7 protein-coding genes and 1 riboswitch are annotated in these 11,799 nt (G+C 72.3%); of the genes, 5 read left to right on the plus strand and 2 right to left on the minus strand.

The features are described from left to right. Positions 1-90: 90 nt before the first annotated feature. Positions 91-2,208, minus strand: a complete 2,118-nt coding sequence (uvrB, locus tag AB0J00_RS21835; RefSeq protein ID WP_357749208.1) for an excinuclease ABC subunit UvrB — start codon at positions 2,206-2,208, stop codon at positions 91-93. A gap of 618 nt (positions 2,209-2,826) precedes the next feature. Between uvrB and glgX the strand changes: the two genes are divergently transcribed. The 5 genes from glgX (at position 2,827) to AB0J00_RS21860 (ending at position 11,054) form a co-directional block, all read left to right on the plus strand. Then, positions 2,827-4,935, plus strand: coding sequence for a glycogen debranching protein GlgX (gene glgX / locus AB0J00_RS21840; protein ID WP_357749211.1), 2,109 nt, complete (start codon positions 2,827-2,829; stop codon positions 4,933-4,935). Further along, complete coding sequence (treY, locus tag AB0J00_RS21845; RefSeq protein ID WP_357749214.1) at positions 4,932-7,244, plus strand: malto-oligosyltrehalose synthase; 2,313 nt, start codon at positions 4,932-4,934, stop codon at positions 7,242-7,244. The genes glgX and treY overlap by 4 nt, the downstream gene beginning before the upstream one ends. A gap of 321 nt (positions 7,245-7,565) precedes the next feature. Beyond that, a riboswitch (cyclic di-AMP (ydaO/yuaA leader) is annotated at positions 7,566-7,722 on the plus strand. A 5-nt stretch (positions 7,723-7,727) separates the two neighbouring features. Then, entirely contained in the window at positions 7,728-8,420 is a 693-nt protein-coding gene (locus AB0J00_RS21850) for a transglycosylase family protein (RefSeq protein WP_357749217.1), read from the plus strand. Between the two features lie 160 nt (positions 8,421-8,580). Beyond that, positions 8,581-10,338, plus strand: a complete 1,758-nt coding sequence (treZ, locus tag AB0J00_RS21855) for a malto-oligosyltrehalose trehalohydrolase (RefSeq protein WP_357749220.1) — start codon at positions 8,581-8,583, stop codon at positions 10,336-10,338. A 2-nt stretch (positions 10,339-10,340) separates the two neighbouring features. Continuing rightward, on the plus strand, positions 10,341-11,054 hold the full coding sequence (locus AB0J00_RS21860; protein WP_357749224.1) for a dihydrofolate reductase family protein: 714 nt from the start codon (positions 10,341-10,343) through the stop codon (positions 11,052-11,054). Here AB0J00_RS21860 and AB0J00_RS21865 read toward each other — a convergent pair. Then, on the minus strand, positions 11,039-11,799 hold a 761-nt coding region (locus AB0J00_RS21865; protein ID WP_357749227.1), incomplete at its 5' end, for a hypothetical protein. The two genes, AB0J00_RS21860 and AB0J00_RS21865, sit on opposite strands and share 16 nt — an antisense overlap.

An 11,799-nucleotide genomic window follows, 5' to 3' on the forward strand; every position in this document is an offset into this window, starting at 1 on the left:
GTTCAGGTGCGAGCACGGGCTGGTCGACGCCGCGATGGCCGCGGAGATGGCCCGGCTGGTGCCCGGCGGTCTGCCGGTGGTCGCGCCGGCTCAGGCGAGCGCGGCGTCCAGCTGGCGGAGCTCCTTCTTGAGCTCGGTGAGCTCGTCGCGCAGCCGGGCCGCCACCTCGAACTGCAGCTCGCGGGCCGCGGCCAGCATCTGCTCGTTCATCTGGGCGATCATGTCGGCCAGCTCGTTGCGCGGCAGGCCCTGGACGTCGATCGAGCCGGCCTTGCTCTTGGTCTTCGACGACAGCCCCGGCACCGGCGACTTGCCGCGGGACTGCTGCCGGCCGGACCCGCCGAGCAGCTCGGTGGCGCCCTCGGCCTCCTCGGCCGCCTGGTAGATGCCGTCGAGGATGTCGACGATCTTCTTCCGCAGCGGCTGCGGGTCGATGCCGCGCTCGGTGTTGTAGGCGATCTGCTTCTCCCGCCGCCGCGCCGTCTCGTCGATCGCCAGCGCCATGGACGGGGTGATCTTGTCGGCGTACATGTGCACCTGGCCGGAGACGTTGCGCGCGGCGCGGCCGATCGTCTGGATCAGCGAGGTGCCCGAGCGGAGGAAGCCCTCCTTGTCGGCGTCGAGGATGGCCACCAGCGACACCTCGGGCAGGTCGAGACCCTCGCGCAGCAGGTTGATGCCGACCAGCACGTCGAACTCGCCCTGCCGCAGCTCGCGCAGCAGCTCGACCCGGCGCAGCGTGTCGACCTCGGAGTGCAGGTACCGCACCTTGATGCCCAGCTCGAGCAGGTAGTCGGTGAGGTCCTCGGACATCTTCTTGGTCAGCGTGGTGACCAGGACGCGCTCGTCCTTCTCGGTGCGCAGCCGGATCTCGTGCACCAGGTCGTCGATCTGCCCCTTGGTCGGCTTCACCACGACCTCCGGGTCGACCAGGCCGGTCGGGCGGATCACCTGCTCGACCACGTCACCCTGCACCCGGCCCAGCTCGTAGGAGCCCGGGGTCGCCGACAGGTAGACGGTCTGCTTGATCCGGTCGGTGAACTCCTCCCACTTCAGCGGGCGGTTGTCCATCGCCGAGGGCAGCCGGAAGCCGTGGTCGACCAGCGTCCGCTTGCGGCTCATGTCGCCCTCGTACATGCCGCCGATCTGCGGCACCGTCACGTGCGACTCGTCGACGACCAGGAGGAAGTCGTCGGGGAAGTAGTCGATGAGGCAGGCGCCCGCGCTGCCCGGCGCCCGGCCGTCGATGTGCCGCGAGTAGTTCTCGATGCCGGAGCAGAAGCCGACCTGCCGGATCATCTCGATGTCGTAGGTCGTGCGCATGCGCAGCCGCTGGGACTCCAGCAGCTTGCCCTGCCGGTCGAGCTCGGCCAGCCGCTGCTCGAGCTCGGCCTCGATTGTCTTGATCGCCCGCTCCATGCGCTCGGGGCCGGCGACGTAGTGGCTGGCCGGGAACACGAACAGCTCCTGGACCTCGCGCACCACCTCGCCGGTCAGCGGGTGCAGGTAGTACAGCCGCTCGACCTCGTCGCCGAACATCTCGATCCGGACGGCGAGCTCCTCGTACACCGGGAAGACCTCGATCGTGTCGCCGCGCACCCGGAAGGTGCCGCGGGTGAACGCGAGGTCGTTGCGGGTGTACTGCTCGGTGACCAGGGTGCGGAGCAGGTCGTCGCGGTCGCGCTCCTCCCCCACCTTGATCTTCAGCGCGCGGTCGACGTACTCCGACGGCGTGCCCAGGCCGTAGATGCAGGACACGGTGGAGACCACCACGACGTCGCGGCGGGTGAGCAGGCTGTTGGTCGCCGAGTGCCGCAGCCGCTCGACCTCCTCGTTGATCGAGGAGTCCTTCTCGATGTAGGTGTCCGTCTGCGGGACGTACGCCTCGGGCTGGTAGTAGTCGTAGTACGAGACGAAGTACTCGACCGCGTTGTCGGGCAGCAGCTCGCGGAACTCGTTGGCCAGCTGCGCGGCCAGCGTCTTGTTCGGCGCCATGACCAGCGTGGGCCGCTGCACCTGCTCGATGAGCCAGGCGGTCGTCGCCGACTTGCCGGTGCCGGTGGCACCCAGGAGCACCGTGTCCTGCTCGCCGGCGTTCACCCGCTCGGCGAGGGCCTTGATCGCGGCGGGCTGGTCACCCGACGGCTGGAACTCGCTGACGACGCGGAACCTGCCCGTGGTGGGCCGGAGGTCGGTGGATGCGCGCACGGGACGACGGTACGACGGGGGTGTGACAGAACGGGTCCCGAGCGTCGTCGGGGACACGCGGGGGCGGGGTGACGAACTCGCCCGGACCCCCTTGTCGGCGCGCGGCGCGCCGCCTAGCGTCCTCCGCGCAGGAGCGAGGCCCGCCCACCGCCGGACCAGCGCCACCCGCCGCCCAGGGGAAGGGGTGGCGGACGAGGACGGACCGGCGCCGGACGGGCCCGCGCCTGGCTCGACCGGGGCACGCCCGCACCGCCTCGCCGGCGGCGCCGGACGACGCCCCTCGGGTCGGGCCACCCACGACGCCCTCCGCGGTCCGCCCGCGGGGGGCGTCGTCGTGTCCGGGTGCGCCGTCGTGTCCGGATGCGCCGTCGTGTCCGGGTGCGCCGTCGTGTCCGGGTGCGCCGTCACCGGCACCGCCAGCGGCCCCGCACCCGCCGTCCCTGCCAAGATCCACTCGGGATGGCCCACGCCGCGCGCCGTCCGCTGTGACCTCGGCGGAGGTCAGGTGTGCGGAGCGCCCGGAGCGGGCACTCCCGACCCGATCCGACCCCGCCGCCGCGCCCCGCTGCGGCGGCCGCCCCAGCTCCGGGGCTCAGTTGCAGGAGGAAGACCTTCCCCATGACCACGCAGGTGTGGCCCGGCTCCGACTACCCGCTCGGGGCCACCTACGACGGCACCGGCACCAACTTCGCCATCTACAGCGAGGTGGCCGAGAAGGTCGAGCTGTGCCTCTTCGACGAGGCCGGCAACGAGGAGCGGATCCGGCTCCCCGAGCGCGACGCCTTCGTCTGGCACGCCTTCCTCCCCGGCATCCAGCCCGGCCAGCGCTACGGCTACCGGGTGCACGGCCCGTACGAGCCCGAGCAGGGTCTGCGGTGCAACCCCAACAAGCTGCTGCTGGACCCCTACGCGAAGGCCGTCGACGGCCAGGTCGACTGGGACGAGTCGTGCTTCGGCTACCACTTCGACTCCGGCGAGCGGAACGACGAGGACTCGGCGGCGCACATGCCGAAGTCCGTTGTCGTCAACCCCTACTTCGACTGGGGCACCGACCGCCCGCCGAAGACCCCGTACCAGAAGTCGGTCATCTACGAGGCCCACGTCAAGGGCCTGACGATGACCCACCCGCGCATCCCCGAGGACATCCGCGGGACGTACGCCGCCGTGGCGCACCCGGCGATCATCGAGCACCTGCAGAGCCTGGGCATCACCGCGATCGAGCTCATGCCGGTGCACCAGTTCGTGCAGGACGACACGCTGCTGCAGAAGGGCCTGCGCAACTACTGGGGCTACAACACCATCGGCTTCTTCGCCCCGCACAACGAGTACGCCCAGAACACCGACGGCCAGCAGGTCCAGGAGTTCAAGGGCATGGTCCGGGCGCTGCACGAGGCCGGCATCGAGGTCATCCTCGACGTCGTCTACAACCACACGGCCGAGGGCAACCACATGGGCCCGACGCTGTCGTTCAAGGGCATCGACAACCGGACGTACTACCGGCTGGTCGAGGGCGACGAGCAGTACTACATGGACACCACGGGCACCGGGAACTCGCTCAACGTCCGCACCCCGCAGGCGCTGCAGCTGATCATGGACTCGCTGCGCTACTGGGTGACCGAGATGCACGTCGACGGCTTCCGCTTCGACCTCGCCTCCACCCTGGCCCGCCAGTTCCACGAGGTCGACCGGCTGTCGGCGTTCTTCGACCTGGTGCACCAGGACCCGATCGTCAGCCAGGTGAAGCTGATCGCCGAGCCGTGGGACATCGGCGACGGCGGCTACCAGGTCGGCAACTTCCCGGCGCTGTGGACCGAGTGGAACGGCAAGTACCGCGACACCGTCCGCGACTTCTGGCGGGGCGAGGACGCCACCATCGGCGAGTTCGCCGCGCGCATCTCCGGCTCGGCCGACCTGTACCAGCACTCCGGCCGGCGCCCGGTGGCCAGCATCAACTTCGTCACCGCGCACGACGGCTTCACCCTCAACGACCTGGTCTCCTACAACGAGAAGCACAACGAGGCCAACGGCGAGGGCAACAACGACGGCGAGAGCCACAACCGCAGCTGGAACTGCGGCGTCGAGGGCGAGACCGACGACCCGGAGATCCTGGAGCTGCGGGCGCAGCAGCGGCGCAACTTCATCGCCACGCTGATGCTCAGCCAGGGCGTGCCGATGCTGCTGCACGGCGACGAGCTGGGCCGCACCCAGCGGGGCAACAACAACGGCTACTGCCAGGACGACGAGATCACCTGGATCGACTGGGACGACGTCGACGAGGGCCTGCTCGAGTTCACCAAGCTCGTCACGAAGCTGCGGACCGACCACCCGACGTTCCGCCGCCGCCGGTTCTTCCACGGGCGCCCGGTGCGCCGCGAGGAGGGCGATCCGGTGCAGGACATCGCCTGGCTGACCCCCGCCGGTGAGCTCATGGACGACGACGACTGGGACGTCGGCTTCGCCAAGTCGCTGGCCATGTACCTCAACGGCCACGGCATCCGGGAGATGGACGAGCGCGGCGAGCCGGTGACCGACGACTGCTTCTACCTGGCGTTCAACGCCTCGCACGAGCCGATCGAGTTCACCCTGCCCTCCGACGAGTACGCGACCGGCTGGACCGTCGTCGTCGACTCCTCCGAGCTCGGCGAGGTGGACCCGCTGCAGGTGAAGGCCGGCGACAAGGTCACCCTCGAGGGCCGTTCGCTGATCGTGCTGCAGGCCGCGGAGTGACCGAGCGCGACCGCCGGGCGGTGCCGAACGGCACCTACCGGCTGCAGGTGACGGCCGACTTCACCCTCGACGACGCGGCGGCCGTGGCCGGCTACCTGGCGGACCTCGGCGTGAGCCACGCGTACTCCTCGCCGCTGCTGCGGTCGGAGGCGGGGAGCACGCACGGCTACGACACGACCGACCACGCCCACATCGACGAGCCCCGCGGCGGCCGCGAGGGCCTCGACCGGCTCGTGGCCCGGCTGCACGAGCACGGCCTCGGCCTGGTGCTGGACCTCGTGCCCAACCACATGGGCGTGAGCGACGCGCACGAGTCCGGCTGGTGGTGGGACGTGCTGCAGCACGGCCGCGGGTCGGCGCACGCGAGCGCCTTCGACATCGACTGGGACTTCGGTGGCGGCAAGGTCCGCATCCCCGTCCTGGGCAGCGCGGACGACGTGTCCGAGCTCAAGGTGGTCGGGGACGAGCTGCACTACTACGACAACCGCTTCCCGATCGCCCCCGGCACCGGCGAGGGGACGCCGCAGGAGGTGCACGCCCGGCAGCACTACGAGCTGGTCGACTGGCGGCGCGCCGACGACGAGCTCAACTACCGGCGGTTCTTCGCGATCAACACCCTGGCCGGCCTGCGGGTCGAGGACCCGGAGGTGTTCGAGGCGACGCACGCGCTGGTCCGGGAGCTGGTGGACGGCGGTGCGGTCGACGCCCTGCGCATCGACCACCCCGACGGCCTGGCCGACCCGAAGGGCTACCTCGAGCGGCTCGCGGCGGCCACCGGCGACCGGTGGACGGTCGTGGAGAAGATCCTCGAGCCCGGCGAGGAGCTGCCCGAGGGCTGGCAGACGGCCGGGACGACGGGCTACGACGCGCTGACCGAGGTGGACGACGTCCTGGTCGACCCCGCCGGTGAGGCGGCGCTGACCGAGCTGGACACCGAGCTCGCCGGCGGTCCGGTCGACTACGCGCAGCTGGTGCACGACTGCAAGCGCGAGGTCACCGACGGGATGCTCGGGTCCGAGGTGGCGCGGCTGCAGCGGATCGTCGGCGAGCTGCAGGGCGTGCCGGCCGAGCAGGTCCGGGAGGGCCTGGCCGAGCTGCTGGCGTCGTTCCCGGTCTACCGCAGCTACCTGCCCGACGGCCGCTCGTACCTGGACGAGACGGTCACCGCGGTGAAGGAGCGGCGGCCGGACCTCACCGCAGCGGTCGAGGCGCTGCACCCGCTGCTCGGCCAGGCCGGCTCGGAGCTGGCCACCCGGTTCGAGCAGACCTCGGGGCCGGTGATGGCCAAGGGCGTCGAGGACAGCGCCTACTACCGCTGGGCGCGGTTCGTGGCGCTCAACGAGGTGGGCGGCGACCCGGCGCGGTTCGGCTCGACGGTGGCGGAGTTCCACGAGGCGCAGCAGCGCCGCGCGGAGCGCCGTCCGGAGTCGATGACGACGCTGTCGACGCACGACACCAAGCGCAGCGAGGACGTGCGCGCCCGGCTGGCCGTGCTCGCCGAGCTGCCGACCGAGTGGGCGACGCTGGTGCGCGGCTGGGTCGACCGGCACCCGCTGGCCGACCGGTCGCTGGCGCACCTGGTGTGGCAGAACCTGGTGGGCGCCTGGCCGCTGTCGCGGGAGCGCGCGCACGCGTACGTGGAGAAGGCGGCGCGCGAGGCGGGCACCTCGACCACCTGGACCAACCCGGTGCAGGAGTTCGAGGACCAGCTGCACGCGCTGGTGGACGCCGCGTACGACGACCCCACCACGCACGCGGAGATCGAGGAGTTCGTCGCCCGGATCGCGCCGTTCGGGTGGTCGAACTCGCTGGCGCAGAAGCTGCTGCAGCTGACGATGCCCGGCGTCCCGGACGTCTACCAGGGCACCGAGCTGTGGGACTTCTCGCTGGTCGACCCGGACAACCGCCGCCCGGTCGACTACGACCGGCGCCGGGAGCTGCTCACGCGGCTCGACGGCGGCTGGGTGCCGCCGGTCGACGAGACGGGCGCGGCGAAGTTGCTGGTCGTCTCCCGCACGCTGCGGCACCGGCGGGACCACCCGGAGGCGTTCGCCGGCTACACGCCGGTCGAGGCCACCGGGACGGCGGCCGACTCTGTCGTGGCGTTCGACCGGGGCGGGGTGGTGACCGTCGCGACCCGCCGTCCGGTGCACGTGTCCGCGGGCGGTTGGGGTGACACCGCGATCGCGCTGCCGACCGGCGCGTGGCGCGACCTGCTCACCGGCACGCGGGTGGTCGCGGACGCGGACGGCGTCCGGACCGCCGAGCTGCTGGACCGGTTGCCGGTGGCGCTGCTCGTGCGCGCCTGACCTGACGCCCGCCGGATCCGAGGGGCGGCTGCCGACGACGGCAGCCGCCCCTCGGTCGTCCGTCCCCCCTGGTCGTCCGTCCCCCCGGGCGGTAGCGCACCGGAGGTCCTTGAATCGTCATGTCGACTCGTCGACACAGCGTCACGTCACATCGACGCACTGCCGAACTGGGGTCGGCGTGTCACAAGAAGGTCACGCCGACGCGCCGTCGTACTGCGACACACCGTTCGACCGTTGGCACTTCCTCACCTAGCGTTCCCCTCGCGTTCGGGCCTTCCTGGCCGAGCGCGGCGCCGGACCGCCAAACCCCGTCCACCGGCGACCTCAACCAGACCCTTTCCGGACGGGGGCGGGGGACCCACTTCCGACGCGCCGCCCAGCTGCGCCGCGCGTCTACGGGGTGAAGCCGCAGATCTGCGGCCGGGCACCGATCGCCCGAACCCGACAGCTCACCTCGCCGGCGGTGATCGGAGGAACCCACGCATGTCCAAGCACTCTGCGCCTCGTCACGCCCGCGCCCGTCGCGTCCTCCGCGGCGGCGCGGTCACCGTCGGGGCCGCCGCGGTCGGCCTCGGTGCCACCATCGGCGTCGGCACGACCGCGGCCTCGGCCGCTGAGCACGACTGGTCGGGTGTCGCCCAGTGCGAGTCCGGCGGCAACTGGAGCATCAACACCGGCAACGGGTACTACGGCGGTCTGCAGTTCTCGCAGAGCACCTGGGCCGGTTACGGCGGCACCGCGTACGCGGCGCGCGCCGACCTGGCCTCGCCGGCCCAGCAGATCGCGGTCGCCGAGAAGGTCCTGGCCGGCCAGGGCATCGGCGCCTGGCCCGTCTGCGGCAAGAAGCTGACCGGTGGCACCACCGCCGCGGCCGCTGCCGCCCCCGCGCCGAAGGCCGCCCCGGCCCCGGCTCCGGCCCCGAAGGCCGCGCCCGCCCCCCAGGCGGCGCCGGCTCCGAAGGCCGCCCCGGTCCAGGAGCGGCAGCCGGCCGCCAGCCGCGCCACCCGCCAGGCCCCGGCCGCTGCGGCGACCGGCAGCTACACGGTCCAGTCGGGTGACACCCTGGGCAAGATCGCTGCCAAGAACGGCACCTCGTGGCAGTCGCTCTACGCCAAGAACCGCGGCGTCGTCAGCAACCCCAACCTGATCTACGTGGGTCAGCTGCTCGCGGTCTGACCGCACCGCACGACCACCGGAACGGCCGGGCACCTGAGCACAGGGTGCCCGGCCGTTCGGCGTCCCAGGGTTGGCGGCCCGCCGGGCGGGCATGATCGGTCCGCTCCCCAGCCCGGTTCCGCTCATCCGACCCACCCCACCGCCCACGGAGGTCCTCCCCATGCCCGAGCCCGTCGAGTTCTCCGTCTGGGCCCCGTTGCCCGAGCGGGTCCGCCTGCAACTCGACGGGCAGGTGCACGACATGGAGCGGGACGACGAGGGCTGGTGGCGGGTCACCGTGCCGGCCGAGCCGGAGAGCGACTACGGCTTCCTGCTCGACGACAACGAGACGCCGCGGCCCGACCCGCGCTCGCGGCGCCAGCCGGACGGCGTCCACGGCCTGTCGCGGCGGTTCGACCCGTCGGCGTACGCGTGCAACGACCGCCCGTGGACCGGCCGGCCGCTGGCCGGCGGCGTCGTCTACGAGCTGCACATCGGCACGTTCACGCCCGAGGGCACGCTGGACGCCGCCATCGACCGGCTCGGGCACCTGGTCGACCTGGGCGTCGACTTCGTGGAGCTGCTGCCGGTCAACGCGTTCAACGGCACGCACAACTGGGGCTACGACGGCGTCGGGTGGTACGCCGTCCAGGAGACCTACGGCGGGCCGGCGGCCTACCAGCGGTTCGTCGACGCCTGCCACCAGCGCGGCCTCGGCGTCCTCCAGGACGTCGTCTACAACCACCTCGGGCCGTCGGGGAACTACCTGCCGGAGTTCTTCCCGATCTTCGCCGAGGGCGGGGCGAACACCTGGGGCAACTCGATCAACCTGTCGGGCCCGGACTCCGACGAGGTGCGCCGCTACATCCTGGACAACGTGCAGATGTGGCTGCGCGACATGCACGTCGACGGGCTGCGGCTGGACGCCGTCCACGCGCTGGTCGACGAGCGCGCGACGCACGTGCTCGAGGAGATGGCGATCGAGGTCGAGAAGCTGTCCGTGGCGCTCGGCCGGCCGCTGACGCTGATTGCCGAGAGCGACCTCAACGACCCCCGGCTGGTCACCCCGCGGGTGGCCGGCGGCACCGGCATCGACGCGCAGTGGAGCGACGACTTCCACCACTCGCTGCACACGCAGCTGACCGGCGAGGGGCAGGGCTACTACTCCGACTTCGCCGACGCCGGGCTCGAGGGGCTGGCGCGGGTGCTCACCGGCGCGTACTTCCACGCCGGTGACTGGTCCAGCTTCCGCCGCCGGCACCACGGCCGGCCGGTCGACACCGCGCAGCTGCCGGGCTGGAAGTTCCTCGGCTACCTGCAGGACCACGACCAGATCGGCAACCGCGCGGTCGGCGACCGGATCTCCGCCTCCCTCTCCCCCGGCCTGCTCGCCGTCGGCGCCACCCTGGTGCTGACCAGCCCGTTCACGCCGATGCTGTTCATGGGTGAGGAGTGGGGCGCCTCGACGCCGTGGCAGTTCTTCACCAGCCACCCGGAACCGGAGCTGGGCAAGGCCACCGCCGAGGGCCGGATCGGCGAGTTCGCGGCGCACGGCTGGGACGCCGACGTCGTGCCCGACCCGCAGGACCCGGAGACGTTCACCCGGTCCAAGCTCGACTGGTCCGAGCTCGCGCAGGAGCCGCACGCGCAGCTGCTGGACGTGCACAAGCAGCTGCTGGCGCTGCGCCGCGCGCACCCGGAGCTGACCGACCCGGACCTGTCCGTCGTCGGGGTCAGCTGGGACGACGACGAGCGCTGGCTGGTCATCGAGCGCGGCTCGCTGCGGGTGGTGGCCAACCTGGCCGGGCAGGACCGCGAGGTCGAGCTCGACGAGCCGGCGACCGGCGTGCTGTTCCGCAGCGGCGAGGACGAGCCGCGGCTGGCCGGCGCCACGGTGACCGTGCCCGCCGAGAGCGCGGTCGTCCTGACCACCCGCTGAACGTGACCGCGCTCCCCCGCGACCCCACCGGCCTGGCCGACGCCTACCGCGTCGCGCCGGGCCGGCACCTGCGGGTCAACTTCATCGAGGCCCTCGACGCGACGATCAGCGTCGAGGGGCGCAGCGGCGGGCTGGGCTCGGACGGCGACCGGCGGGTGTTCCGCACCCTCCGCGCGCTGGCCGACGCGGTGCTCGTCGGCGCGGGGACGGCGGCGGCCGAGGGGTACCGGCCGGTGCTCGCCGACTCCGCCGTCGGGCAGCTGCGCGTCACGCTCGGGCTGCCGCCGGTGATGCCGGTGGTCGTGGTGTCGCGGCGGGCGTCGCTCACCCCGGACGACCAGCTGGTCACCGGCGCCGTGGTGCCGACCGTGCTGGTCACCTGCGCGGCGGCCGAGCCCGACCGGCGGGCGGCGCTGGCCGACGCCGGCGTGCAGGTGCTGGTGTGCGGCGACGAGGACGTGGACCTGGGCGTGACCGTCGACGTGCTGGCCGCCCGGGGGCTGGAGCAGCTGGTGTGCGAGGGCGGGCCGGCGCTGTTCGCGGCGGCGCTGGCCGCGGACGTGGTCGACGAGCTCGACCTCTCGGTCGCACCGCTGCTGGTCGGCGGCGGCCCGCACCTGCTGCCGACGGCGCTGCCCGAGGGTCCGGTGCGCGGCCGGCTGCTCCAGGCGCTTGAGGAGGACGACGTCCTCTTCACCCGCTACGCACTGCGCTGACCTGTGTCCTCGGCACGTGGTGCATGCCGGCGCAGGGCGTCCGAGAGAGCTCGGTTCGCCCGCTCGACCTGCTCGGGCCGCACGAGCAGGATCTCGGGTGACGACGACATCTGCCGGTCAGGCCACCTGCCCGTCATGTAGGTGACGGTGCTGAAGTCCGCTGCCCGTGACCACTCCGGCCACCGGTCCCCGGGTGAGACGCACAGCTCCTGCTCCAGCTCGTCCGACCAGGACCAGCGTCGGACGACCCGGGCGCCGCGCCTGATGGATATCCCGGCGTCGCCACACCACACCGTCACCCTGCCCGGTCGCAGGCGCCACCACGCGATCCGCGCCGCCGTCATCATCATGATCACGATGAGGCAGAGGACAGCTGCGCCGCCCGCATCGACCGCGCCGCGGGCGACAGCGATCGTGGCCCAGACCAGGCAGCCGCCGACCATGAGGCCACCGGGGCGGCACGGCCGCCGGACCTCGCGCAGCGCGGGCGCGACCAGCAACTCCTCAGATCTCGCAGGCACGAGCAGGCATCCTGACGCACCGACGTCGAACAGTTGACCACCTTCCGCCGACCCGCTCGCCGGGTCGGTCGAGCGGACGTCGGTCGGGCGATGTCCGCCCTCAGCAGTCGGTCCGCTGACCACCGGAATTGTCAGACCCTGCTCGTAGGTTGCGGGCATGACCTCGACCGCTGCGCTCCCCGGTTCTGCGGGTGGGTCGCGGGTGGAGGTCGATCTGGCGTGGG

The sequence above is a fragment of the Modestobacter sp. NPDC049651 genome (genome assembly GCF_040659695.1).
Lineage (GTDB): Bacteria > Actinomycetota > Actinomycetes > Mycobacteriales > Geodermatophilaceae > Modestobacter.